Here is a 25456-nt window from a genome sequence, read left to right on the forward strand (position 1 = left end):
TCAGTCCTATTCTTGACGGTGGCTTTAGCGGCCGGTCTTCTTGGGGGCAAATGCTTGGGCGATCACGCGGGCGATCAGGTTGAGCACCATCACGATCACGATGAGCACCAGTGCCGCAGCCCAGGCGCGCTGTGCCGAGGGTACACCAGCCGCCGGGGCGGTCGGGTTGATGAGCTGGCGGTAGATGTACACGGGCAGTGCGGTCATCCAGCCGCTGAAGACGTTCCAGTTCACCGAGACGGCGAAGCCTGCGGTCACCAGGATCGGTGCGGTCTCACCGGTCACGCGGGCGATGGCCAAGGTGACACCGGAGGCGATACCGGAGATCGCGGTGGGGATGACCACCTTCATAATGGTCCGCCACTTGCGCACGCCCAGGGCGTAGGAGGCTTCACGCAGCTCGTTGGGCACCACGCGCAGCATTTCTTCGGTGGAGCGCACGACGACGGGGATCATCAGCACCGACAACGCGACCGCCGCGGTGAAGCCGGTCTTCACGGCCTGCAGCTGGGCCGGCGCGGAGCCGATGAACGTGGTCATGAACAGCGTCATGCCCGCGAAGGCGAACAGACCGGCCACGATCGAGGGGATACCAGTCATCACGTCCACGAAGAACCGGATGGAGCGGGAGAACAGGTTGTCGTTACCGTATTCCACCAAGTAGATCGAGGCCATCAGACCGATGGGCACCGAGATCAGGGTCGCCATCAAGGTGATCATCAAGGTGCCGACCAGGCCGTGCAGAATGCCGCCGGCCAGCGGGGCACCCTCATTCTGTGTGGCGATATCCGCGGCACCGGTCACGCCCGACATGTCGGTGGTGAAGATCCCGGGGGTGTTGATCAGCGTGGGCAGACCGTTGGCGAGCACCGTCCAGATCACCGAGATCAGCGGGATCAGGGCGATGATGAATGCGGTCCACACCAGATTGCGCCACAGCTGGTCGGTAGCGCGACGCTTGGTCTCGAGGATCCGGGTGGTCACGTACATGCCCACCAGGTAGATGATGGCGGAGAGCACGAGCCATCCGGCCACGTTGAAGTCTGCGGCACCACCAAGGATGGCGGTCAGACCGGCACCGAGGATGAGCGACGCCGCGGCGACAGCCATCCACACCCAGCCGGGCATCATGCCGGCTTTGAGCGAGTTCTTCGCTTTCTTCCGCTGAGGGGTCTCTGCGATAGCACTCATCAGTTCGCTCCTGAGAATTCTTTGTGGCGGCTGACGATCCAGCGAGCGGTCATGTTCACGGCCAAAGTGATGATGAACAGCATCAGGCCGGCAGCGATCAGCTCAGACTGGCGCATCCCGAAGGCCTCTGGGAAGTTCAGCGCAATCTCGGACGGGATGGTGGCGTGACGGCCGGAGGTGACCAGCGACCAGGTGAAGATGCCCGGGGAGAGCACCATGGTCACGGCCATCGTCTCACCGAGGGCGCGGCCCAGGGCCAACATGACGGATGAGACGATACCGGCGCGGGCGAAGGGGAAGACGGTCATCTTGACCATTTCCCAGCGGGTAGCGCCCAGGGCCAGTGCGGCTTCTTCGTGCAGCTTCGGCGTCTGGATGAAGATTTCGCGACAGAGCGAGGTGATGATCGGCAGAATCATCACGGCCAGCACCACGCCGGAGGTCATGATGGTCCGTCCGGTGGTGGTCACCGAGGGGTCACCGGCGAAGAACGGGATGAAACCGAGGTACTGGTCCAGCCAGCCGTAGATGGGAACCATCAGCGAGGCCAGCACCGTCATGCCCCAGGCACCGTAGACGACGGAGGGGATGGCGGCGAGCAGGTCGATCACGTAGCCCACCGGGGTGGCGATCTTCCGCGGGGCGTAGTGGGAGATGTACAGCGCGATACCGACGGCGACCGGAGTGGCCAGCAGCAGCGCGATGATGGCCGCGATGATGGTGCCACCCATCAGCGGCAGCACATACTGCCAGATAGTGTCGGCGGAGTTGATCGAATCCTGCGTGGAGAAGACGCTCGGCGCCAGGGCCGGCAGCGATTCAACCACCAAGAAGATGGCGACGAAGGCCAGCACCAGCAGGATGACGGCGCCGGCTGCCAGCGCCAGGCCGGAGAAGACCTTATCGCCGGCTGCGGCCGAGCGTCCGGCTTTCAAACCGGTGGACGGAGCCGCGTCGGTGGCGGTGGAACTCACAGTGACTCCCCTCGGAGTTCGATCATGGTCAGGGGTGGGATGGCTACAACCACGATACCCGCAGACAGCACGCGGCAGTCGTCGATCGAGAGTCGCCCCTCGATCGACGACTGCCTACGGTGCTCTGTCTGGCGTCGTATCAGATCAGCCCTGGACGGAGATGGCGTCCAGGCGCTCGATCGCTGCGTCGCGGATGCCGTCGGAGATCGGGGCGTTTCCGGCCGACTCCTCAGCAGCGGTCTGTCCCTCTTCAGAGACGATGTAGTTGCCGAACTCGCGGACCTGGTCAGTGGTGGCCTGGTCCTGGTAGGAGTGGCAGAAGATGTGGTACGAAACCAGCACGATCGGGTAGACGCCGGCAGCGTCGGTCGCGCGGTCCAGCACCACAGCCCCCTCGGCCTCGGCGTCTTCCTCAGCGGAAGCCACGGCCTCAGCAGCGGCGTCAGCGGAGTACGGAACGTAGGCCTCGCCCACACCCACGGCCACGGTGCCCAGGTCGCCGATCTGCGAGGCGTCGGCGTAGGTGATAGCCCCCTCGGTGGAGGAAGCCAGGCCCACCACACCGGAGGTCTGCTGTGCGGACTCAGCGGTGATGTCGGACGGCCATGCCTCAACCTCGCCGTAAGTCCAGGACTCGGAAGCAGCCTCGTTCAGGTAAGCGGTGAAGTTCTCGGTGGTTCCCGAGTCATCCGAGCGGTGCACCACGGTGATGGCGGTGTCGGGCAGCTCGGCGTCGTTCTGATCTTGGATCTGCGGGTCGTTCCACTCGGTGATCTCACCGGCGAACACAGCGGCGATGGTGTCGGCGTCCATGTTCACGTTCTCGCCCTCGAAGTCGGGCAGGTTGTAAGCCACGGCAACCGGGGAGATGTAGGAAGGAACGTGGAACACGCCGTCGGGGCCGCAGATGGCCTCGGCCTGGGACTGCTCATCGGCGTCCATGGCGGCGTCGGAGCCAGCGAAGGAGTAGGCGCCGTTGATGAAGCCCTCACGGCCGGAGCCGGAGCCCACCGGGTCGTAGGAGACGGTTAGCTCGGGGTTGGCCTCGTTGGCGCCCTGGGTCCAGGCGGTCATGGCGGCTTCCTGCGAGGAGGCGCCACCGCCGATGAGGTTGCCCGAGGCAGCGGCGGCGCCGCCGTTCTCCTCGGCGCCGTTGCTGGCGGTGTCGGTGGTCTCCTCGTCGCCGTTGCCGCCGCAGGCGGTCAGGGCGAGGGCTGCGATGGACAGGACCGCTGCGGAGCGGCCAAAGCGACGAAGCTTCACTTCAGTGCCTCTTTCGAGATAGGTGACGAGTTCACGGATTCAAACCCGGTAGTTGTCGGTTCCGGACACGTCCTGTCGCGCGAACCAGGTTTCACGTTAAGGAGCCGACGTAACCTGATGGGCAGTTCGAGGTAAACAGAAGGTGAACACTTCGCATCATCCGGCGTTTTCGCTGTTATCTCTATCACTCGCGGCTCACAAGCGGTTTTCGTCCTAGGCTAGAACCATGACCACCTCCGGCCCACTCGGCGCCTCCGGCGACCCACATGAGCACGACGATCGTGCCCGTTCTCGCTGGGCACAGCTGACTCGCTTCGGCCGCCGCCGGGTGCGTTCAGGCGCCTCCCGCGCCCGGTCCGCGCTGGTTCCAGCCGCCACCTCCGCCATCGCGGCGGTGGGCGCCTATGTGTTTGCTGAGCAGGTGCTGGGCCATCACCAGCCCATTTTCGCCGCCACGGCAGCCCTGATCGCCCTGGGCTTCGGTCGTGATCCGCGGGTGCGCAAGGTGGTGGAGATCGCCGTCGGCTGCACCTTGGGCATTCTGATCGGCGATCTCATGCTCACCCTGCTCGGGGCGAACTGGGCCACCGCGCTGCTCGTGGTCTTCGTGTCCACTATTGTGGCGCAATTCCTGGATTCCGGGGTCATCTTCACCACCCAGATGTCCCTGCAGTCGGTGCTGGTGGTGTTGCTCCCGCTGCCCGCCAATGGCCCCTTCGATCGCAGTATCGACGCCACTGTGGGCGGGGTGATCGCCTTGGTCATCACGTTGCTATTCCCGAAGAACCTGCAGCGCGAACCCGCCGAGGGGTTGCGCAGACTCTATTCCACCATCACCGAGGTACTGCGCGACTGCTCGATGGCACTGCGTACGCACGAATCCCGGCACGCGTGGATGGGGTTGGTCTCGTGTCGTGGTACGCAGAGCATCCTCGATGACCTGCGCAAGGACCTCAAGTCCGCCGTCGAGCTGGCCACCTACTCCCCCACCAAGCGGGCCTCCCGTCAGATTCTCGACGAAACACAAGACACCGTGGAAATGACCGATCTGGCCGTGCGTTCTCTGCGCATCGTGGCCCGCAGGGTCATCACGGTGGTGGACCAGGCGATGCTCGACGAGGACGGTATGGAGCGGCTCGCCGATTGGTTCGACGAGGCGGCGGATGCGGTCGCTATCCTCGGTCGGTCGCTCTCCGAGCCCGGGGTTCCCGGCCGCCACCGTTCCCTCTCGGTGGCCCGTGACGCCTTGGGCTCCGCCACCGCGCAGCTCGACCCGGCGCAGCTGGGAGCGAACACGCTGCATTCCGAAGCACTGGTGATGTTGTTGCGCCCGATGATGGTGGACTTCCTTGAGGCCACCGGCATCACCCACGACGAGGCCGTCAGTTACCTTCCGCACCTGTCCTGATGTGGATGACAGGCCTAACGTGTCCGTCCGGGCGACTACGCTGAGACCCATGGCTTCTTCGAGCTCTTCGCGACGCACCCCGAACTACCGCTGCACCGAATGCGGCTGGACCACCATCAAATGGGTGGGCCGCTGCGGGGAATGCGGGGAATGGGGCACCGTCACCGAGATCGGCACCGACCCCACGGCCGGGCGCACCACCGCCACCGCCGTGACGGAAGCGCAGCGCGCCGTACCGATTTCTGACGTCGACGCCTCGGCTGCCCGCTTCCACCCCACCGGGGTGTCCGAACTCGACCGGGTGCTGGGCGGCGGGCTCATCCCCGGCGCGGTGATCCTCATGGCGGGCGAACCGGGCATCGGCAAATCCACCCTGGTGCTCGATGTCGCCGGCCAGGTGGCCTCGCAAACCGGGGAGGACGGCACACGCCGGAAGGTCCTGTACATCACCGGCGAGGAATCCGCCGCCCAGGTCCGGCTGCGCGCCGACCGCATCGGCGCGGTGGCCGACACCCTGTTCCTCACCGCGGAAACCGATCTGGGCCGGGCGCTGGGCCAGATCGAGGTGATCGACCCCGACGTCGTCGTCGTGGACTCCGTGCAGACCCTACAATCCACCGAGGTGGAGGGCACCGCCGGCGGGGTGAACCAGATCCGGGAAGTCTCGGCCGCGCTGATCAAGGCCGCGAAAACCCGGGGCATCACCACCCTGCTCATCGGCCACGTCACCAAGGACGGCTCCATCGCCGGGCCGCGCCTGCTCGAGCACCTGGTGGATGTGGTGTGCCAGTTCGACGGCGACCGCCACTCCCGGCTGCGCATGGTCCGCGCGGTGAAGAACCGCTACGGCTCCACCGACGAGGTGGGCTGCTTCGACCTCTCCGATGCCGGCATCCATTCGGTAGAGGACCCTTCCGGACTCTTCCTCACCTCGGGCGCAGACCCGGTGGAGGGCACCGCCATCACCGTCACCTTGGAGGGTCGGCGCCCACTGCTGGCCGAGGTCCAGGCCCTGGTGTCTCAGAGCGAGGGCGGCACCCCGCGCCGCACCGTCTCCGGGCTGGAGACCCCGCGGGTCAACATGCTCATCGCGGTGCTGGTCCGCCGGATGGGGCTGAATCTCACCCGTGACGACGTCTACGTCTCCACCGTGGGCGGGATGAAGATGGCCGAACCCGCTGCGGATCTCTCCGTGGCCGCCGCGATCGCCTCCTCGAAAACCGAAACCCCGATCCCTTCCGGCGCCATCGCCTTCGGGGAGATCGGCCTGGCCGGGGAGCTGCGCCCGGTGCCCGGCATCCAGCGCCGCATCACCGAGGCTGCACGACTCGGATTCGACCGGGCGGTGGTGCCGGCGACGACGGAGGGGCTCACCGCTCCCGACGGGTTCACCCTGGTGCAGAAAACAAACGTGAAGGACGCGGTGCGCACCCTGTTCCGCGATCCACGCCAGGCCCAGCGCCGTGAAGCCCGCGTGGTCGAAGAGATCGCCGGGCCCTCGCACCACGACGACGCGCGCGGCTATCCGCCCTTGTCGATCATCGAATGACGCGGCGCACCCTTGATCCAGAGCTCGTGCCGTAGAATTCGTCAACAGCAGATTCAGATGCACTTCAACGGAGAAAGTCACTCATTATGGGAACATACGCCCAGAGAACTGCGCTGGTCGGCGAACTAAAGCGGGCGGCTATTGATGCCTGGATGCGCGATCGCTCTATCCAGGCCGCATCATCAGACCTCGTCCCTGAGTGGCACATTGAAGGTGACCAGTACGCGAGTGATGTGAACGATGGTCATCAAACCTTCGTGACCAGGCCCGGAACGGATGGTTCGGGCGGTGGTGAATGGAGTAGCAACTTCTTCATCTCAGATTGGATTCAGTCTGGATCGAAGTCTGATTCTTACCGCGCCTCATTCGATGCCATCCGGCAACGAATCGATCAAGCCGTGGCTCCCTGGTTGGATCTGCCCGATCCCAGTGACCTCGGGTCCGTACTGGGCGATTGCACCACCATTGTCAGCAAACTCGCAACGAATGTCTCCAACTATTCCAATGGCACCAGTGCATCCGCGGGATACATCGATGATTTCGAGACCGACACTGAGCAAATTCTCGGCCAGATGAGCGGTGAAACCATCGATGCGTTTCGCTATAGCTTCCTCCGACCGATGTGGCGTAGTTTCGGCGTGTACTGCGACGTGTCCATGGGACAAGTCGAAGCAGTCATCGCCCAGCAGGGCCTCTGGGAAAGCAGCCGTGAGGGATTCGTCGCCACACTCGAAGAAGCCATCCGAGTGTGCAATGCCATCGCCGAGTATGAAGCTCCTTCTCAGTGGGCAGTTTCTTTCACGGTGGTCGGATGGATCGCTGCGGCCGTTTCAACGCTGGCGACCGGCGGGCTCGCCAAAGTCGCGGGCCTCGCAGGCGTCGCAACCGACATCATCACGAGCCATCCCAGCGCATCTCCAGCGAATCAGCCCGGACCGGGCACCTATGAGGGTGCCATGGGCAGTTTCGAAGGGTCACTCTCCACACTGAACGAGGAGATCGCTGACGAGGAGGACAACATCCAGAGCCACCTCAACACCAAGCTCGCGCTGCTCGTCAACCCGAATGGCTCTGACGTCGGTTCCAACACCGAGGAGCCAGAAGACGATGTGAACCCCACCTTGCCTTCCGTCGACCCGGACCATCTCGATATTTCCGGTCAGGGTGTCTATGTCAATCCAGAGCGGTTGTCCGATCTGTGGAGCAACAGACTTCCCGAGCTTTCGTTGTATCTCAATCAGACTGCGGACGAGTATCTTGGACTGTCTACCTACAGCGCTGTATCTCGTGACGCAAACATAGGTAATGGACCCAGCGGGCCCAGCGGAGCCTTCGCCGATGTCAACAACGCCCAATACCGCCTCCTACGCGATGCTGCCTGGGACATCGACCTCGGGGCACGCCAAATGGAATTGGCCATCGCGGAGATCGAGCAGACGGATGGCGCTAATTCACAGCAACTGGAGAATGTCATCAGCCAGAACGACGCGGGGAACCCCTACTCTCCCGATGCTGATGTGTGGGATTGGACGGATGCCGAAGATGAGCAACGAGAGCGCCGTGAAAGAGAAGAAGCGAACTGATCGTGGTGAATAGAACGGATAAGACGATGTCGTCCAAGGAGACTCAGAACACCGCCCCCCTCGTCTCGTGGGGAATCCTGGGATTGATCCTGGTCGCCCTCATCAGCCTCGGCGGACTGTACTTTACCTCGCCCGGCGAACATGCCGCTTCATTGGCTCAGGACGCCGAATCGACCGTCGAGTGTGCACCGCTCAGCACGGCATCCGGCGATACGATCCAGCACGAAGGCAACGCCGAACAGGCACTCTGGACCGCAGCCGAACAACGCTTCCGCGATCTCTGCGCCGCCGATCGTGACACCCGGCAAACCCAGATCATCCTGGTCACCGGAGGTTTTCTCGCCGCCCTCGTGTTGTTGACACGACGTCGGGACAATACCAGCGCGTCGTAGGCGCCACTAGGATCCTGCGTCGATGCGGCGGCGCACCAACCACAGCACGGACACCCCGAACACGCCCAGCCCGGTCGCCCAGAGACCGAACTGCGCCCGGACTGCCAGTGGATCTTCTTCCGGGCTCGGCGGAACCCGGCCCACCTGTGCACCGGACTCGGCCGGCGCCTGGCCGGGCAGCGCCGGACCCAGCAGTTCGGTCGACGGCGTCACGGTGAGCGCGTCGTACGCAGAAACGATTCCCCAGCCCAGCTGATCGGTGCGCTGCGACGGGTTTGCCCGCAGCCCCGTCGCTTCCAGTCGCCACTTCCACATCTCGGGACCTTCATCGGGATGCGCAGCCGCCACCAGCGCGGCTACACCAGCAACATAGCCGGTGGCGAATGAGGTGGAGGGAGCGTCCTGAGACATCACGCAATCGCCGTCGCCAAAATACGTGGTAGCCACGTTCTGTGCGGGCGACACCAGGTCGACCTGTGTGCCATGAATCGCCTGATCAGATGACGCACCATCATCGGTGGCGGCGGCTACCCCCAGCGCCTGCTGGTAGCCGGCCGGGTAGCGCAGCCCATCACCCTGTTCGTTCTCGGCAGCGGTGGCGCGGTTGCCGGAGCTGGCCACCACCAGCGAACCCTGCTGCGTGGCGCGCTGCACGGCGGCTTCCACTGCAGGATTATTCTCCGTGCTCGACAGTGCCACGACAATCACCTGCGCTCCCCGATCGGCGGCCCAGTCGATACCTTCTGCGATCATCGGCAGATTCGGCGCCACGGCGTCGTCATCATTACCGCGGGGCTCGGTGGTGTCGTAGACCTTCACCGGCAGAATCTCGGCGTCGGGAGCGATCCCCAGCACCCCGGACCCCTCCACCGCGCGGGCGGCGATCTGACCGGCGATCGCCGTGCCGTGGCCATCAGTGTCATCCGTGGCAGACCCCGACCCGGTGATGTTCTCACCAGCCCGCGTGGCATCGCCGAGATGGGCGTTGCCGGAGTCCACGCCCGAGTCGACGACGGCGACGAGCACCCCCTCACCGGTGCTGATCTGGTGGGCACGGTCGATCCCGAGCTGGGCGTAAGCCAGGGGGCGGTCTGCCACCCAGCGTTCTGCGCCCACCATGCATTCATCGCCGGAAGCGGTGCCGGTGGTATCAGCGTGGGCAGTTGGGGCGTCCGCGACCGGAAGCCCCCAGAGCAGGGCGCCCGTCAGCAGACCGGCGCCGCAGACTGCGCGCAGCCTCACTCAGTGGCCTCCGCCTCTGGCACGGTCGCCCAAGCTGCCTCGAGCGACAGCGACGGACCGGTATCGAAAAGACGCACCCACGCCGCCGGTACGGTGTTCAGATCCTCTTCCGTATATCCCAGCGCGGAGATCGTCTCGCCCGGGTCACCCTCGAGGCCGAAGGCCTGACCGGTGTCGGTGATCAAGTGCAGGCTGCCCACCTCGCCTCCGGACGTAGCGCGGACCAGGGCGCCAGTGCCGCCGGGCACCTCGATGCCCGCCTCAGCCGGTGCCGGGGCAGCCACGACCTCGGTGTGTGGGGTAGTCGACCCCTCGTCGCCGTCGCCACTTGTCGACAGCACCGCGCACGCGGTCTCGGATGCCTCGGGCAATGTTGGTACCGCCGTGGGCCAGTCCTCGGGCCCGGGGCCGGTTTCGCCCACGTCGAATCGCGCAATATCGGCCACCGAGACTCGCACGGTAGAGGAAGCCTCCACGGCGCCGCCGGTGAGGTACATCTGCAACTGCACTGGGTTCAGCGGCTGCACGGTGTCCTCGCTGGTCAACACATAATGCCGAGAACCGTCGGCGTCAGGAACCTCGAGTACCGTGCCTACGGTAGCGCCAGCCATGGCCTCGGGCAGGCCGTGCAGCTCATCTCCCACGTGATCGACGGTCAGCGGGGCCAGCTCACTGCCCTGATCGAACAGGTCGAGCCAGGCTGCGCTGACAGGAATCGGCTCGGTGGACTCCCAATTGAAGGCAATCCGTACCGTGCCTTCTTGGTCATCCGGAATCGCATGACGGGTCCCCTCGGCGATGAGGTAGAGCTGGTCCTGGTAGCTCACCAGCGCTCCTTCGCCCTCCGAACTCGGCAGATTGGAGGCGGTGTTCACAGAGAGGTCCTCACCCACGGGGCAGGTCATCCAGCCAGCAGCGCTGAGCTGGCCCTCACCCGGCATCGAGTCGGGTGCTCCGGGAATCCCGATGGGCGTACCGCGTTCGATTCCGTCCAGCGCGTCAGAGCCCACCACCGTTGAGGAGACCGCCGAGCCCTGCAAGAGACGTGCACTGGCGGTGTTGAGCATCGGATGCAGCACCCCGTCCACGCTGTAGTACCGGGCGCCGGAGTCACTGTCGACCACGTACGTCCCGGATTCCCAGTTTTGTGGGAGGCTGGGAGCGAAACGGCCGAACAGCCAGCCGCCGAGCATGATCAGCCCGGTGAGCACGAGGCCCAGAATCAGCGGACCCCACGGCGATTTGAGCTCCACTTCGCGTCCCGAGGGGATCCCGGAGGTGAACGCGGAGATCAGCCGGCGCTTGTTGAAGCGCTGGGCGTCGAGAATGTCTTTATTACTAGCCACCGGCGATCACACCAGCCCGGTGGTCAGCGCGGCGGCGGGAACGATGACCAGCAACGCGATCACCGAGATCGTGTCAGCAATGCGTGACGCCGACGCTGAATAGCTGCGGTTGAGCGTGCCCAGCACCAACACGACGGCGGCCACTCCAATGAGCAGCCAGAGCACCGCATCGAGTAGTTCGGGCTGGCGCAGCGCCACACTCACCGCGGCTTCGAAGAGCACCAGAGCGCCGGCGGCCACCCCGATCATCACCTCGTAGCGGGCGTAGACGCGACGCGTATTGAGCAGCAGCGATGACCCCAGGGCGGCAAGCAGCACGATTTCAGCGATCCCGCCCTGGAAGATGAAGGGAACGGTCAGCCCCAGCACCGCCGTGCCGCCGATCTTCACACTGATGGCGAAGCTGCGGCCGAAGCGCTCATAGCGAGCCACGATGGAATGCTCGTACACCTGACGATCTCGCTGGCGCTCAGCCTCGGTGCGCGGAATGTAGCTGCGGATCGGGGTGAAGGCCAACGCCAGCCACGGGGTCATAATCAGCACCAGCGCGGTGATAGTGGCGGTAGTGCCCACCGTGAATTCGAGCGGCTGCAACAGGAACTCCATGGAGGTCCCGGCCCAGACGGTCATGATGCCGGCGAAAATCAGCCCGGAGACGGGCCCGAGTTGGTGGCTCCCCCGCGCATCGCGCAGCGTGATCGCACCCAGCCCGCCCACGACCATGAGCGCCACACCCGTCACCAGCAGCTTCAACCCCAACGATTCAAAGAGTGCTGAAGCCCCCGCGGCCGCTAGTGAAGTCGAGGCCCAATGCACCAGCACCGCACCGAACGGGTCCTGATGGCGCACGATGACGGTGGTCGCCAGGATCCCGGCGATCGCTGTACCCAAACCCACCAACATGGACATCAACCCGGGAGAAAACCACAGGATGATTGCCACAACCATGAGCAACGATGAAGAGACGATCACGCACAGCCGCATCGAATCTCGCGGTGTCCATGCGTCTTCCTGGGCATCCACTGCGTCACCCAGCGCCTCGACGAGATCGTCGTAGATCTGTTCCTGAGTACTATCACCGCGCGTTTGGATGGTGAGAATCTCGCCGGCCCGAATCCCGATTTCACCGATACGGGCTTCCAACTGCAGTTCTTCACCAAGGTCGTTGCGCACGCTGAAGCCGCGTGAAGCGCGCTGCGGGGTAAGAATACCCATCTCGTCAGCGATCATCGGCAGCGCCTCGGCCAGGCTAGTACTCTGCGGCAGCGATACGTCGTAGGTCACCGAGTCATAGCGGAACGTGACCGGCACGGTCGCCCGAGTCGAACTCGACGGTGCTGAGGGCATGGATTCTCCACCTTCGCGCTGCTGGATATCGTCTACTGACGTAGCATCCCGATTCTAAGGGACGTTCTACGAAGATGGCTCCTGTGTCCCGATCTCCCGCCAGCCCCAGCTTCAATTCAAATCTTAAATAGCATCAATCGATGGCGCAGGATTCGATCCAGGGTAAATTTTCGGTGAAAATATTCGCTGTTCTTTCCCTACTTTTTCACCCCATTGAACACACCCCTCCCCCGCCAGCATGCGCATCGACAGGCATTACCAGTGAGTAACCATTGCTCACTTGGCGCAATTCGCCCCTGGAAAGCCGGAGATGTCCGGCGTAGTCTGTGACTCGTCTCCGTAAACGACCCTGCCCGAAGAGGGGTCCCCAACCAGAGAAGGTGACCATGGCTTTAACGTCAGAAGAAGGTGCAATCCTCCAAGGTGCACAGCACGTCGATGAGCACGAGGAAAGCCTCGAGACCATCCTGCGTCGCATCCAGGGCGACGTCGAAGCAATCTCCACCGCCCAGTTCGAGGGTCGCACCGCGCTGCGGTTCCGCACCTTGATGCAGGAGTGGAAGGCCGAGTCCAGCCGAGTCGTCAGCGTCCTGAACCAGTTCAGCACCGACCTGCGCTCCACGGTGGCCGATTACGACGACACCGACGATAGCGGCTCCGCTCGCGTCGGCAGCGTCGAGCCCACCGCCGGCTACGTCAGCTACGGCGCCTGATCGACGGCCTGGCCCGTCGAGAACCCAGCACACGAGGAGATCCCAGTGAACACCATTCGCGTCGACTACGCGGTCATCGAGACCGCCCTGACGAACCTTGCCAACGGCTACCGCGACATCAACACCAACCTGGAGAACATGGACCAGGATCTGCTTCCCCTGGTGGATCAGTGGACCGGTGAGGCGTCGGGCATGTACCAGCAGTCCAAAGCCGAGTGGACTGACGGCATGAACAACATGAACAGCATTCTGCACCGCCTTCGCCAGACGCTGGCCGAGTCCGTGACGGAGCTCAGTGGCTCCGACATCCGGGGTCGCAAGCGACTGGGCGGCTGACCCACACCAACGTTGATTCCCTGACGAATCATCAGCGCGAGTGGGTGGCGGGTTCACGATCCGTCACCCACTCGACGTCCGTCACACCCCACGACGTTTGCCGACGTTCTCGTCGGCTCCAGAGCAGAAAGTACGCGCTGCTGTGCCGAACCCCACCGAAGTCGATCCAGAGCTGATCGCGCAGACCGAGACCTCAGTCGATGAGTGCGGCGAGACCTTCTCCCGGTGCTCCACTCGCCTGTCCGACGTGCGCGGAAACCAGAACGTCTCAAAATGGACATCGATGCCCGAAACCAATCGGGGCATGAACGCCTACACGCGAACCTACGACATCTTAATTGACCGGACGACGTCGCTGACCGAACACATCGCCACGTTCCGGGAGCGGCTCACGGCAGCCCACCGAGACTTCCAGGCGGTCGATGAAGACGGGCAGGCCAGCCTGCAGCAACTGTTTCAGCACGAAGGCTGGCAAGCCAGAGAAGTCAACAGAATCCTAGGAGAGATGTTCAGCTCCCCGATCTTCAAGGCGATCCCAGGGATACCTGGACCAGTTTCCCCCTTCGTAGGGGTCCCGACCTCTGGAACCGCCGGAACCGACGGCGACTGATTCGAGCCCCAACAGTCCGGGCGATTTTCGCATCACACACTTTCTACACACACCAGGAAGGCACTCCCGATGGGTCGATTCGCTGACCGACTGGCCATGATCGCGCAGTCGCAAGTGAACCTGTTCGACATGGACAGCACTCTGTCACGCAATGTGGCCTCAGAGCTGGAGCAGGCGCGCGAGCAACTCGCAGAGATCCGCGAGATGGATCTCTTCGGTGGGCAGCTGGACCCGGCGATCCGGGCCAAAATCGGCGAATACACACGCTACATCGACAGCCTCTCCACCGCTGTCGAGCAATCAAGCGGCGCCAATGATGACGCTCGCAACGCCGTGGTCACCGCACAACAAGCCCATGCTGGCCTTCCAGCGGTGGAGCTCACTCCCTGGGAGCGCTTCTACACCACGGCAGGGGAGGTGATCGTCGGTGGAGTTCTGATGCCCGGCCCGAAATTCGGCGAAGCCCTGCTGGCACGCCGCGAGCAGGAACGCGAACAACAGGCCCTCGAAGCTTTGCGTGCACTGCAGAGCTCGGTGGATGCCTCCGCTGAGCGCAGTGGCAGCTTCGACATCCCCGAACTAGAAGACTTGCCGGATTACCACCACGAGTTCGAGCCAAACCCCACAACTACAGGTACCACTTCACCTCCGGGGACCGGCACACCTCCGGGAGTCAATCCCCCGCCTCCCGGGGTGAATGACCCGACCAATCCCGAACCGCCAACCTACGACCCGCCGGTGGTCGATCCCCCGGTCACCCCGGACCCACCCAGCTTCGAACCGCCGGAACCTCCGACCTTCGATCCTCCGGTCACACCGGACCCGCCGACCTTCGAACCGCCGGTTGAACCCGATTTCCCGGAGCTCGACGATCCGGACTATGAGGTCCCCTCGGACAACAACGATTTGCCTCCCACGAAGGACTGGCCGTTGACGGTGGACCGCCCCGGAGTCTCCCAAGACGGGATCACCCGTGGCGGCTACCAGCTCCCGGTGAATCCCAACGACGCCGTCCCGCCGCGCGACCCTGCCGTACATTCCTGGCTGCAAGAGCAGCAGCGGGCTGGCATGGGAGGCCTGGGGCTGCTCTCCGGTGCCGCTATAGCTGGCGGCATCGGCGGGGCACTCGCTACACGGCCGGGATTGTCTCAGCTCGGTGCTCGCGGTATCGGCGGACGCCCTGGCATGGCGGGCATGCCCGGGGCCACAGCAGCACCGGCCAACGGCCGCTCTGCTACCGGCGGTGCAGCACGTGGTACCGGTACCACCGGTGCACGACCTGGGGCTGGTGGCGTGGCCGCGCGTCCCGGTATGGCGGGCATGCCCGGGGCCACAGCAGCACCGGCGAATTCCGCACAAACCAAGAACGGCGCGAAAAACGGTAACGGTACCGGACGTGCCGCGGCTGGACGCACTCCTGGAGCCACCGGCTTCGGCGGTCGTCCCGGCATGGCTGGCATGCCCGGATCGGCGGCGCCGGCCTCGGGCTCCCAGACCAAGAACGGCACCAACGCTCCGAACAAAAACGGCGGAAAATCCGCGACCTCCGGGCGCGCCGGAAGCGGCCGCGGCATGGTCGGGGCCCCGCTGGCCAATGCCACTCGCGCTGAGAAGAAAAAATCTGCTCGCGAGCGCACTGAATACGGCAAGTCCGGGATCGTCTTCTTCGACCATGATGAGTCCGGCGTCGACCAAGAAGTGCTCAAAGCTGGTCGCCCCGAGAACACCGTGATCCGCGTTCAGGATGAGGACGACCGCTGGTGACTCAGCACAATACGCGTGCCAGGCCACGCGGTGGATGGCGCGTCGCCGTAGCGGCGACCGCCACGGCACTGTTCGCCCTCGGGAGCGCCGTGCCTGCATCAGCCGACTCCTCCGGGGTCGGCTGGTACATGGACGACTACGGTTTCTCCGAGCTGCACGATCAGGGGTACACCGGTGAAGGCGTGACCATCGCCATCATGGAGTACACCTTTGATCGGGACGCCCCGGAATTCCAAGGCGCCGATATCGAGTTCGTCCCCGTCCCCGAGGCCTGCACCGAGGGAGCCGCTCCTGAGAACCTTGACCCCCAGCACGGCACGTCAGTACTGGCCTCTCTCGTCGGCCAAGGAGACGGGACCGACGGGATCGTTCAAGGCGTCGTTCCGGACGCTCGCATCATCGCCTATGAGCTCCCTGCAGGCGAAGTTGACATCTCAGTGCCCATCAACGGCTGGAGCGAAGAGTGCCCGCAAGAAGAGTACTCGGGCCAGGCTCGTGCCATCCAGGCGACCGACAGCGGCGATGTCGACGTCGTGTCGATGAGTGTGGTGGGCGGAACCGTGAGCCCAAACAACATTCAATTGGCGTACATGCAGCTCAAGGGCCTCCCCTACTTCCAAGGATCAGGAAACTCCGCTAGAGGCGGCGCGGATCAAGTTTCGGATACGGCCAACTACGCCGGTTCCGCCGCGATCGGGTCGGCCGACTCTTCGGGCGCCGCGTCTGACTTCTCCAATCCGGGTGACGGACTGTCGCTGCTGGCTCCCGGAGAAGACATTCCCGTACGCGACGTTCGCACCGGGGAATTACGGACCAGCGCGGGAACCAGCTACGCCGGGCCTATCGCAGCAGGCACCTACGCTTTGGCACGCCAGGCCTGGCCCGATGCCACCCCCGAGCAACTCCTGCAGTCCTTGGCACGCAATGTGCGCGACGGCAACGGCGAGCTGGATTTCAAGGGCGACGTACTCGGCTTCGGTCTGATTGACCCGCGCGCCGTCGTCGCGACGGACCCCAGTGATTACCCCCGGGACAACCCGTTCGTCGACGGTAAGACCACCTATATGGAGGACGAGGATCCGTGGCTGGCCATGGAAGACGTCCTCATCGGTGCACCGACCGACCAACAAATGATGAACGCTCAAGATTTCACCATGAATATCGGCGTAGACCCTGACTCCATTGTCTGGATTCCCAAGGAAGTCGAAGACATGGTGGGGGTCTCTGCCCAGGACCTTCTTGGGGGAGAGAGCACCTCGGACGAGAACAGTTCCGACGACGTGGATCAGGACCGTGATGGACTCCCCGGCGGGATCCTGGCCGCATTGGTCGGCGGCGGTGCTGTCATCGTGCTGCTGATCGTCATCGTCACCGTGGTGCTGCTGCGTCAGCGGCGCCGCTGACGTTCGGTCAGCGCACCACCAGACGGTGCTGGCCCAGCAGCAGCGCGTCGCCCGCCTGCAGTTCCAAGGGCTCCCCTGCGCCCAGGACATGACGCTCACCGGCCCGCTCCACGGTGGTGCCGTTGGCCGACCCCAGATCAGTGATCCTCGGACCCGCGGTGGGTTCTGAGGACGCCTCGATCACGCAGTGCGCTCGCGAGACCATCCGGGTGTCGTCGGGCACCGTGACCAACCGCGCCGGAGCAATACCGTCGGGCTGGAACGGCTTCCTGCCCAGCACCACGGGCGGGCCGCCGAGGTCAATGCGCTCACCGTCCGACAGCTCCAGCACCCGCTGCGCGCGAGGCTCGGGGATCACCGTCTCCTCCGCCGGGACGGCCAGTGCCGGAACGACCGTCTGCTCCTGCGGCTCCTCCGCGGCGAAGGGGATGGGCTGCCGCGGTGACGGCGCATCGGCGACGACCGGCGACGGCAGCACCTCGGGTACAGGCGCTGGGGCGGTCGGTGCAGGACGTGGCGCGGGCGCCTCGGCGTGATCCTGGCGGAACCGCGACGGCGCGGCCGCGGCGAAACCGGCCTCAGCCACCCGCTCGGTACGGTCGTTCTGCGTCGGGGTCGAGGTGTCGTCCGCCGAGTCGGCCGTGGGCCCACCGGGGCGGCGCCAGAACAGCTGGGCGATCACGTACATCCCGGGCGTGCGGCCACCGATGCGCCAGCACATCCACGCCAGCACGAGATACTGCACCGCGAGCAGCACGACCAGCGGCACCGAGGGGTAGAGCATCCAGGCCACCACCACGACCACCAGTAGGGCCACCGCGTCTACCATCAGCCCGACCGTTCGGCCACGTGCAGAACCGGCCCGAGGCGCGGGACGGTTGTCGGCCAGAGTCGTCGTCTGCGAGCTCATCAAGGTCACTCCTCTGCTCTAGCCCATGGTCCGGGTCAAGGTGAAAGCACCGGCTGCCACCGCCGCAGCGGGTACCGCCAGCGCCAGGCTGATCTGCCCGATGATATCGCCCAGGCGGGTCATCGCCGGGGCATAAACATTGCGTGCCAGCGCGACTCCGGTGCCGATCGCTGCCACGCCGATCGCGGCCACCGACAGCCACCACCACACGGCGGCAGCCTCCGAGCTGAGCAGGGCACCGGCCAGCAGCACCGCCATCGCCGTGAGACGGGGCGCCCAGCGGGTGAACTGGTCCCGTGCGGTGCGCGGGTTCAACACGAACACCACCAGCCCCAACACGAAAGCAACGAGGCTGGACCACCCCTCTACCGAGTCCAGGCGGATGCGTCCGGCGGTCAGGGCGCTGCCGACCAGCATCGCGACACAGGCGAGCAGCACGGCGGTGATCCGCAGGCCATTGCCCAGTCGTACCGTGCGCCAGGCACGGGGCATGGTGACTCGCGCTGGCTCCGGCGCATCGGGGGCGTGCACCGAGTCAGTCGTCAGCATCACGGTATTGAGGTGCAGCAGCTGGTTCTCGGGGACCTTCAGCGACAGCATCGGGGCGAAGGCCAGACCCATCACACCGACGGCGAGCAGCACCGGCCCGGCGATTCCGTCGGGCATCTGGGCCAGGGAAATCACCGAGAGCCCGATGGCCGGAAACAGCCACACCCGGGTAGCGGCGTCGGTGTATTCGTGGCGCTTCCACGCGCGCACCCCGAACGCCGCGACGGCCGCAGCCCAGCAGACCGCGAGCGCGAACGCCCACCCGGTGGCCAGGGTCGGAAGACTGATCAGTCCGGTCACACCGATGGCGACAGGCAGGGGCACGGCAATGGCCCACCAGATCGACCGGGTCACCCGCTCACGTCGCACCAGCTGGGCGGACACCAGCGTCAACACCAGGAAGAGCGCCACCATGACGGCGATGCTGCGGTGCTCGCTTAATACGGTGGAGAGCACGGTGGTGAGTCCGGCCAACACCACCACCGCCACGGCGGCAGCCCAGCCCGGCATCGCCCCGGTGCCGGTGCGTTCGCTGTTGCGGGCGTCGTCTCGCTGTGCCGTCGTGGCTGTGGTGTCGCGCAGATGCAATACGGTGCCGGGCGGAATCTGGGTGCCGAAGCTCTCGGTGGCCGGAACCGTGCGGCCCAGCTCATCCACCAGCTCGATGTTCCACAGAGGCCGTTCCAATTGGGCGAGCACTCCGGAGACGGTGGTGCCCACGGGCACGGAGACGTCCAGTCGCTGCGTCCCGTCCACGATCGTGGCGGTCGTCTGCTCTGTGCTCACCGGCTCCCCTGGTCGTCTCTGCGACGGCTGCGCTGATGTGGATCCTCGACTCTCGAGGCAAGGGCGCGCCCTCGATATAGTGTAGGGCAGGCGCTCCCGGATCCGCCGCTGTCGGTGTTCCGGGACGCCACCGAACTGAGCGTTCCCGTCGATTCCGGAGTCATTGTGCCCACACCCCGATCTGGCCACGTCGAGGCACCGCGCCTGCCCCAGGGCACCCTGGACATCCAGTCCCCGCCGGACGTCGTCGAATCAGAGGGCCTGGGCGGCACCATCGCCATGGCCGTGCCGATGATCGGCTCGATGGGTGTGCTGGTGTTCATGGCGTTCTCCAACAACGCCAACCCACGCATGATGCTGATGGCCGGGGCCATGATCATCGCCATGGTCGCCATGGTCGGGTTCACCTCCTACCGCCAGATCTCCCAGCACCGGCAGAAGGTCACCACCCAGCGTCGTGAATACCTGGTGTACCTGGATGAGCTGCGCGACGACGTGCGCCATGCGGCCCGCGATCAACGCCGGTTCACCACCTGGAACATGCCCGATCCGCCGAGCCTGAGCGCGATCATCCAGCAGAACGAGCGCCTCTGGGAGCGCACGGATCCCTCCGCGCTGACCTACATGACCCGGGTGGGCACCGCCGACGAGCCCCTGTGTTTGGAGCTGCGCGAACCGGAACTGGCACCGCTGTCCAACGCGGACCCGGTGTGCTTGTCGGCGGTGAGCCGCTTCGTCTCCACCTTCGACACCGTCCACGACCTGCCGGCCGGGATCAGCATCGCCGACTACGCCCGCATTGAGGTCGCCGGCGCCCCCGAGCACACCCGCGCCCTGGCCCGCTCCATGGCCCTGTCGCTGTCCACCTTCATCTCACCGAAGCTGCTGCGCGTGGCCGTGGTCGCCGACGCCGAAGGCCTGGCCGATTGGGACTGGGTGAAATGGTTGCCGCACGCCCGCTCGGCTGAATCGGACGCCGTGGGCACCATGCGCTTGATGGGCGGATCCGTGGCCGAGGTCCTGGATCTGCTGCCCTTCGACGTCTCCTCGCGGGCCCGCTTCCGGCAGCGCACCTCCGAGACCGCGATGCCGCAGCTGCTGCTGATTCTCGACGGTGTTGAGCTGCGCGCCTCCGACCGCGAGCGCCTGGCCAAGGAGGGGGTCTGTGTGCTCTCCGTGGTGGAGGAATGGAGCCGCCTGGAGGACTACGAGTCATTGCGGATCGCTCTGCAGCCCCGCTCCGATGGCCGGATGAACACCACGCTGGTGACCCTGGTCGGGGAGAACACCGGGATCGTGGCCGATTCCATGTCGGCCGAGCTGGCACTGGCCACCGCCCGCCGTCTCACCCCCTACGAGGAGGGCACCCGGCGCTCCGCGGTCACCCCGAACGCCTCCGGCGCCAGCTCGGACCCGACCCGCCAGGAAGACCTGATGGAGCTGCTGGGCCTGGGCGACATCCGCGACTACGACCCGGACATGCAGATCGTGCGCCGGCAGGGCGGGGCCCGGCTGAACATCCCCTTCGCCGTCACCCCCGAGGGGGTGCCGGTGCACCTGGACATCAAGGAGAACGCGCAGCAGGGCATGGGCCCGCACGGGCTGCTCATCGGCGCCACCGGCTCGGGCAAGTCCGAGGTGCTGCGCACCATGGTGCTGGGCATGGTGCTCACCCACTCCCCCGAACAGCTGAATTTGGTGCTGGTCGATTTCAAGGGCGGCGCCACCTTCGCGGGCATGTCCGAGTTGCCCCACGTCTCGGCCACGATCACCAACCTCGAGTCCGAGCTCTATCTGGTCGACCGCATGGAAGAGGCGCTGCACGGTGAGATGGTGCGCCGTCAGGAGCTGCTGCGCGCCGCCGGGAACTACGCCAACGTCGGCGACTACGAGAAAGCTCGCCTGGCCGGGCAGCACCAGCATCCGGCGCTGCCAGCGCTGTTCATCATCCTCGACGAGTTCTCCGAGCTGCTCACGGCCAAACCCGAGTTCATCGACACCTTCGTCGCCATCGGCCGCCTGGGCCGCTCCCTGGAGATCCACCTGCTGCTGGCCACCCAGAAGCTCGAGGAGTCCCGACTACGCGGGCTGGACTCGCACCTGTCCTACCGGATCGGGCTGCGCACCTTCTCCCAGGCCGACTCCCGCGCCGTGCTCGGCAAGACGGACGCCTACTCGCTGCCGGCGGTGCCCGGCGTCGGCTTCCTGAAGACCTCCGGCGACGAGATGACCCAGTTCCGCGCCTCCTACGTGGCCGCCCCGCCGCCGGCCCGCCGCGCCGAAGCGATGTCCGCCACCGGCGGCCCCGTGCGCTCGGCCTCCCGACTGCTACCCTTCACCGCGTCCCCCGTGCTCTCCCTGGAGGACCAGCGCGACAGCGAGGAAACCGAGTCCGAGGACGCCTCGAACACCGAGCCCGTGGTGAAGGACGGCGACGACCAGTGGGCCGACATGTCCACCCTGGATATTGCGGTGCGGAAGCTAGAACCGTTGCAGCCTCGCGCCCACCAGGTGTGGCTGGACCCGCTGGAGGTGCCGGCCACCCTGGACGAGCTGTTCGGGGACCTGACCGTCACCGAGGCCGACGGGCTGCACTCGCCCTCCTGGAAGGGCAAGGGCGGGCTGACCGTGCCGATGGGTATGAAGGACATCCCCCGCGAGCAGCGCCGCGAGGTGCTCAGCATGGATCTCACCGGCGGGGCCGGCAACGTCGCCATCATCGGCAGCGCCCAGTCCGGCAAGTCCACCGCCCTGCGCACCCTGGTGATGTCGCTGTCGCTGGTGAACACCCCCGCGGAGGCACAGTTCTACATCCTCGATTTCGGCGGCGGCACATTCGCCCCGTTCCGCCACGCCCCGCATGTGGCCGGGGTGGGCTCCCGCGACCGCCTCGACATCATCACCCGGATGATCCAGGAGATCGCCGGGATCATGGAGGACCGCGAAGCTTACTTCCGCGAGCACGACATCGACTCCATCGCCACGTACCGTCGCGGCCGGGCCGCAGGCCGCTACGACGACGGCTATGGTGATGTCTACCTGGTGGTCGACGGCTGGGGCACCCTGAAGTCCGACGTGCCCGATCTGGACCGGACCATCCAGGACCTGATGGGCCGCGGGCTGGCCCTCGGGGTGCACCTGCTGGCCGCCGCCACCCGCCTGGGCGAGTTCCGCATCGCCATGCAGTCCACATTCGGCACCCTGTTCGAGCTGCGCCTGGGCGAGCCCCGCGAGTCCGAGATCGACCGCAAGAAAGCGGCCAGCGTGCCGGAGGGCCGGCCCGGGCACGGGCTGGCGGCGTCCAAGCACCAGTCCCTGGTCGCCCTGCCCCGGGTGGACGGAGCCTCCGACGCGACGTCGCTGCCCGACGGGATCAAGCACGCCTTCACCGCGATCGAGCAGGCCTGGTCGGGCCCGGCCGGACCGAAACTGCGGTTGCTGCCGCAGCGGATCACCCTGGACGAGGTGCGCGAGCTCGCCCCCGAAGCGCCAAACGCGCTGCTGGGCATCAACGAGGCACGGCTCTCCCCGGTCGCGCTGAACTTCAGCAAGATCAGCCACCTCTACGCCTTCGGCGACTCCGGCACCGGCAAGTCGACCCTGCTGCGCACGGTGATCCAGGAGGTCGCCCGCACCCACGACGCCAAGAAGGCGCAGTTCCTGGTGGTCGACTACCGACGCTCGCTGCTCCAGGAGATCCCCCCGCGCTACCAGGCCGGGTACTACACCACCCACGACGTCGTCACCGGGGCGATGAAGGAGATCCACGGGATCCTCGCCGGGCGCCTGCCCGGCCCCGATGTCACCCCGCAGCAGCTGCGCGACCGCTCCTGGTGGGAGGGGCCCGACCTGTTCATCATCATCGACGACTACGACCTGGTGGCCACCTCGCGGGGCAACCCCCTCGAGCCGCTGGTGCCGCTGCTGGCCCAGGCCCGCGACATCGGCATGCACGTCATCGTGACACGCCGCACCGGCGGCGCCTCCCGCGCCCAGTACGATCCGCTGCTGCGCGGGATGATCGACATCGGCACCCCGGCGCTGCTGCTGCCGGGAGATCCGGAAGAAGGCCCCCTGGTGGGCAAGATCCGCTCCCAGCGCGGACCCGCAGGACGCGCCCAGTTCATCACCCGCGAGCTCGGGCATCAGATGGTCCAGCTGGCCGAATCGGAGACCCTCGTCGACCTCTCAGACGCATGACCCGCGACGGTTACCGTTCAGGAAGTACGCCATAGGAACGACCCTTCAGCGGGCGTTGCCGTGGGGTGCCTCGCGCTGAACACCTCGACCAGTCTCGCCGGAGCCCACAGTCTCTTCTCCCCCACGACGCCGGGATCTCTTTGGGGAGACCTCGACGCCCTGCTGGAGCGGATGGAGCTCCCCGACGACACCACCCGACCTCAGGCCAGCGGCGCGCTGGCCCAAGACATCACCTACACCTGCCTGCACGCGCGCGAACAGCAGCTGGCACAACTCAGCATCGTGCTCACCGCTGCGGTGATCGGCGGATCCCTGGTGACCCGGCGCCGCGAACCGCTTTGCTAGGGTGACAACAGTCACCTACATCGAGACGCTCGAGCGGAGAAATGCATGGATGATCCGACGTTCTTTTTCAACTACGGGGAGTCAGTCGGCAACCTCAAACAGGCAGCCATCGACGCCTACATGCGCTCACAGCCGGGCCTCTGGGTCATCCATGATGACCACTACCAAAGGTCATTCACCGAAGGCGACAGGAATATAGCTTCCGTTAACGTGTCTCGTCCGGGGTCGACGGGCGACTATGGCGGACAGACGTCTGTCGGGTTCACCTACGGCAGCACGCCAGCCGACGCCGAGACGGCACTGGAGACCGACTTCGCCGGATACTTCGACCAGGTGCGACAGAGCATAGATCAGGCCCTCACCAGCTGGAAAGAGCTGCCCAATCCGGCGGATCTCGACGAGACGATCGAGCAGGGCATCGCGAATGCGTCCGGAATGCTGCCCTCCTTCGATTTCGACGGTGGTTCGTCCGGGCTCTCCGTCGGAGAGCTGCCGGATTGCTTCACGGAAGTCAATGAGCTGCTCGCCGAGATGAAGGGCGAGACGGTCGATGGTTTCCAGAGTTTCATGAACTTCCAAAAAGCCGCACTCGGTCGCTACGCGGTCCTCGCCATGGCTCAGGTCAATCTCACCGTCGCCCAACAGGAACTGTGGAAGCATGCGCGACGTGGGCTGATCCGGACCATCGAGACGGCGAGTCAGGCCTTCCGCGCGGCGGCAAGTTCGTCTGGTGGCGATTTCTCGATGGCGCTGCAGGTCCTGGGTTGGGCCGCTGCAGCGGCGGCACCCTTCACGGGTGGCACGTCAGCCATCGCCCTGGCCACCGTTTCGACGGCGGCCGGCGCACTCGCCACGATCACCAGCCCTCCGCCTGAAGAGGAAGAGACGATCAACGGCGACGATTATGACAGCGTCCTCGCCGCGTTCAGCACCGCGCTCGGCAGCCTTTCCAGCAGCATCTCGTCCGAGGAACAATCGGCGATCGAGGAGGTCGACAAGCTGCTCGACGTCATCAACAATCCTGTTGCTCCCAATACCGCCAGCGGTGACATGACCGGCGAGGAGAGCATCAACCCCAGCGTGGAGACTATCAACATCGATTCCGTCGACATCACGGGGTACCAGGAGCTCGACATTGACACCGAGAACATGAGGACCATCTGGGGCGGGCATCTCACCACCCTGTGCGAAAATCTCGACCACCTGGCAACCGAAGCTCTGGGCATCAACATCTACGCGCATGTGACCCGACCTGCCACCATCGGCAATGGTCCTTCTGGAGCGGCCGAGCGCTACTACGTCATCTCCACGACGCTGAATCTATTGCTCAAAGATGCTTCCTGGGACGTGGACAACGGCGCGATCCAGTTGGAGCAAGCCATCCGCTGGCTCATCGAATCTGATGACGATAGCCGAGCCGATCTCGAGGCGGCCGCCAGCCGGGTTGACGACGGAAGCTCCTACGACTACAAAGAGGCAGAAGAGGCCGGCTACGGTCCCGGTGTCCGTCCTCACCCGTTCGCCGTGGAATAGTCCACACCACAA

General features: G+C 65.4%; 20 protein-coding genes. 12 read left to right on the forward strand and 8 right to left on the reverse strand.

Features of this window, described 5'->3' with window-relative positions:
• Positions 1-24: 24 nt before the first annotated feature.
• From pstA to O1A05_RS02990, 3 genes are all read right to left on the reverse strand, one after another.
• Positions 25-1191 carry a phosphate ABC transporter permease PstA gene (pstA, locus tag O1A05_RS02980; protein WP_270106594.1) on the reverse strand — a complete coding sequence of 389 codons (1167 nt, stop codon included), beginning with the start codon at positions 1189-1191 and terminating at the stop codon, positions 25-27.
• Positions 1191-2165 (reverse strand): phosphate ABC transporter permease subunit PstC, encoded by a 975-nt coding sequence (gene pstC / locus O1A05_RS02985; protein WP_442867658.1) that lies wholly within the window; start codon positions 2163-2165, stop codon positions 1191-1193. The genes pstA and pstC overlap by 1 nt, the downstream gene beginning before the upstream one ends.
• Positions 2166-2309: 144 nt before the next feature.
• Positions 2310-3428: a phosphate ABC transporter substrate-binding protein PstS gene (locus O1A05_RS02990; protein WP_270106595.1), complete on the reverse strand. Its 1119-nt coding sequence runs from the start codon at positions 3426-3428 to the stop codon at positions 2310-2312.
• 226 nt (positions 3429-3654) lie between these two features.
• Here O1A05_RS02990 and O1A05_RS02995 point away from each other — a divergent pair, with 226 nt between their 5' ends.
• The 4 genes from O1A05_RS02995 (at position 3655) to O1A05_RS03010 (ending at position 8360) form a co-directional block, all read left to right on the forward strand.
• Positions 3655-4836 carry an FUSC family protein gene (locus O1A05_RS02995; protein ID WP_270106596.1) on the forward strand — a complete coding sequence of 394 codons (1182 nt, stop codon included), beginning with the start codon at positions 3655-3657 and terminating at the stop codon, positions 4834-4836.
• Positions 4837-4885: 49 nt separating this feature from the next.
• Positions 4886-6385, forward strand: a complete 1500-nt coding sequence (gene radA, locus O1A05_RS03000) for a DNA repair protein RadA (protein WP_270106597.1) — start codon at positions 4886-4888, stop codon at positions 6383-6385.
• A gap of 86 nt (positions 6386-6471) precedes the next feature.
• Positions 6472-7968, forward strand: a complete 1497-nt coding sequence (locus O1A05_RS03005; RefSeq protein WP_270106598.1) for a hypothetical protein — start codon at positions 6472-6474, stop codon at positions 7966-7968.
• A 2-nt stretch (positions 7969-7970) separates the two neighbouring features.
• On the forward strand, positions 7971-8360 hold the full coding sequence (locus tag O1A05_RS03010) for a hypothetical protein (RefSeq protein WP_270106599.1): 390 nt from the start codon (positions 7971-7973) through the stop codon (positions 8358-8360).
• Positions 8361-8366: 6 nt separating this feature from the next.
• Here the strand turns inward: O1A05_RS03010 and O1A05_RS03015 are convergent, their stop codons facing one another.
• The 3 genes from O1A05_RS03015 to O1A05_RS03025 are packed head-to-tail and all read right to left on the reverse strand — an operon-like array spanning position 8367 to position 12295.
• Positions 8367-9602, reverse strand: coding sequence for a S8 family serine peptidase (locus O1A05_RS03015; RefSeq protein WP_270106600.1), 1236 nt, complete (start codon positions 9600-9602; stop codon positions 8367-8369).
• Positions 9599-10948: a type VII secretion protein EccB gene (gene eccB, locus O1A05_RS03020; protein WP_270106601.1), complete on the reverse strand. Its 1350-nt coding sequence runs from the start codon at positions 10946-10948 to the stop codon at positions 9599-9601. The genes O1A05_RS03015 and eccB overlap by 4 nt, the downstream gene beginning before the upstream one ends.
• Positions 10949-10954: 6 nt before the next feature.
• A complete protein-coding gene (locus O1A05_RS03025) occupies positions 10955-12295 on the reverse strand; it encodes a hypothetical protein (RefSeq protein ID WP_270106602.1) in 1341 nt (446 codons plus the stop codon).
• Between the two features lie 386 nt (positions 12296-12681).
• Here O1A05_RS03025 and O1A05_RS03030 point away from each other — a divergent pair, with 386 nt between their 5' ends.
• The 5 genes from O1A05_RS03030 (at position 12682) to O1A05_RS03050 (ending at position 17121) form a co-directional block, all read left to right on the forward strand.
• On the forward strand, positions 12682-13008 hold the full coding sequence (locus O1A05_RS03030; protein ID WP_270106603.1) for a WXG100 family type VII secretion target: 327 nt from the start codon (positions 12682-12684) through the stop codon (positions 13006-13008).
• Between the two features lie 45 nt (positions 13009-13053).
• Positions 13054-13344, forward strand: a complete 291-nt coding sequence (locus tag O1A05_RS03035) for a WXG100 family type VII secretion target (protein ID WP_270106604.1) — start codon at positions 13054-13056, stop codon at positions 13342-13344.
• A gap of 304 nt (positions 13345-13648) precedes the next feature.
• Positions 13649-13954, forward strand: coding sequence for a hypothetical protein (locus tag O1A05_RS03040; protein ID WP_270106605.1), 306 nt, complete (start codon positions 13649-13651; stop codon positions 13952-13954).
• Positions 13955-14023: 69 nt separating this feature from the next.
• Complete coding sequence (locus O1A05_RS03045) at positions 14024-15718, forward strand: hypothetical protein (RefSeq protein ID WP_270106606.1); 1695 nt, start codon at positions 14024-14026, stop codon at positions 15716-15718.
• The gene (locus tag O1A05_RS03050) at positions 15715-17121 is read left to right on the forward strand and encodes a S8 family serine peptidase (RefSeq protein WP_270106607.1); all 1407 of its coding nucleotides are present in this window, start codon (positions 15715-15717) and stop codon (positions 17119-17121) included. The genes O1A05_RS03045 and O1A05_RS03050 overlap by 4 nt, the downstream gene beginning before the upstream one ends.
• 7 nt (positions 17122-17128) lie before the next feature.
• Here the strand turns inward: O1A05_RS03050 and O1A05_RS03055 are convergent, their stop codons facing one another.
• Both O1A05_RS03055 and O1A05_RS03060 read right to left on the reverse strand, forming a co-directional pair.
• A complete protein-coding gene (locus tag O1A05_RS03055) occupies positions 17129-18031 on the reverse strand; it encodes an FHA domain-containing protein (RefSeq protein WP_270106608.1) in 903 nt (300 codons plus the stop codon).
• Between the two features lie 18 nt (positions 18032-18049).
• A complete protein-coding gene (locus tag O1A05_RS03060; RefSeq protein ID WP_270106609.1) occupies positions 18050-19366 on the reverse strand; it encodes a hypothetical protein in 1317 nt (438 codons plus the stop codon).
• Between the two features lie 114 nt (positions 19367-19480).
• Here O1A05_RS03060 and eccCa point away from each other — a divergent pair, with 114 nt between their 5' ends.
• The 3 genes from eccCa to O1A05_RS03075 all read left to right on the forward strand — a co-directional run bounded on the left by eccCa (position 19481) and on the right by O1A05_RS03075 (position 25444).
• Positions 19481-23566, forward strand: coding sequence for a type VII secretion protein EccCa (gene eccCa / locus O1A05_RS03065; protein WP_270106610.1), 4086 nt, complete (start codon positions 19481-19483; stop codon positions 23564-23566).
• 171 nt (positions 23567-23737) lie between these two features.
• Positions 23738-23911 carry a hypothetical protein gene (locus tag O1A05_RS03070; protein ID WP_270106611.1) on the forward strand — a complete coding sequence of 58 codons (174 nt, stop codon included), beginning with the start codon at positions 23738-23740 and terminating at the stop codon, positions 23909-23911.
• Positions 23912-23956: 45 nt separating this feature from the next.
• Complete coding sequence (locus O1A05_RS03075) at positions 23957-25444, forward strand: hypothetical protein (RefSeq protein WP_270106612.1); 1488 nt, start codon at positions 23957-23959, stop codon at positions 25442-25444.
• Positions 25445-25456 lie beyond the last annotated feature (12 nt).

It is taken from the genome of Citricoccus sp. NR2 (genome assembly GCF_027594385.1).
Classification (GTDB): domain Bacteria; phylum Actinomycetota; class Actinomycetes; order Actinomycetales; family Micrococcaceae; genus CmP2.

Bases quoted from the DNA above. Each gene is read 5' to 3' on its own strand.
- pstA (WP_270106594.1), bottom strand. From the start codon at position 1,191: ATGAGTGCTATCGCAGAGACCCCTCAGCGGAAGAAAGCGAAGAACTCG.
- O1A05_RS02995 (WP_270106596.1), top strand. From the start codon at position 3,655: ATGACCACCTCCGGCCCACTCGGCGCCTCCGGCGACCCACATGAGCAC.
- radA (WP_270106597.1), top strand. From the start codon at position 4,886: ATGGCTTCTTCGAGCTCTTCGCGACGCACCCCGAACTACCGCTGCACC.
- O1A05_RS03005 (WP_270106598.1), top strand. From the start codon at position 6,472: ATGGGAACATACGCCCAGAGAACTGCGCTGGTCGGCGAACTAAAGCGG.
- O1A05_RS03025 (WP_270106602.1), bottom strand. From the start codon at position 12,295: ATGCCCTCAGCACCGTCGAGTTCGACTCGGGCGACCGTGCCGGTCACG.
- O1A05_RS03030 (WP_270106603.1), top strand. From the start codon at position 12,682: ATGGCTTTAACGTCAGAAGAAGGTGCAATCCTCCAAGGTGCACAGCAC.
- O1A05_RS03040 (WP_270106605.1), top strand. From the start codon at position 13,649: ATGAACGCCTACACGCGAACCTACGACATCTTAATTGACCGGACGACG.
- O1A05_RS03045 (WP_270106606.1), top strand. From the start codon at position 14,024: ATGGGTCGATTCGCTGACCGACTGGCCATGATCGCGCAGTCGCAAGTG.
- O1A05_RS03055 (WP_270106608.1), bottom strand. From the start codon at position 18,031: ATGAGCTCGCAGACGACGACTCTGGCCGACAACCGTCCCGCGCCTCGG.
- O1A05_RS03070 (WP_270106611.1), top strand. From the start codon at position 23,738: ATGGAGCTCCCCGACGACACCACCCGACCTCAGGCCAGCGGCGCGCTG.
- O1A05_RS03075 (WP_270106612.1), top strand. From the start codon at position 23,957: ATGGATGATCCGACGTTCTTTTTCAACTACGGGGAGTCAGTCGGCAAC.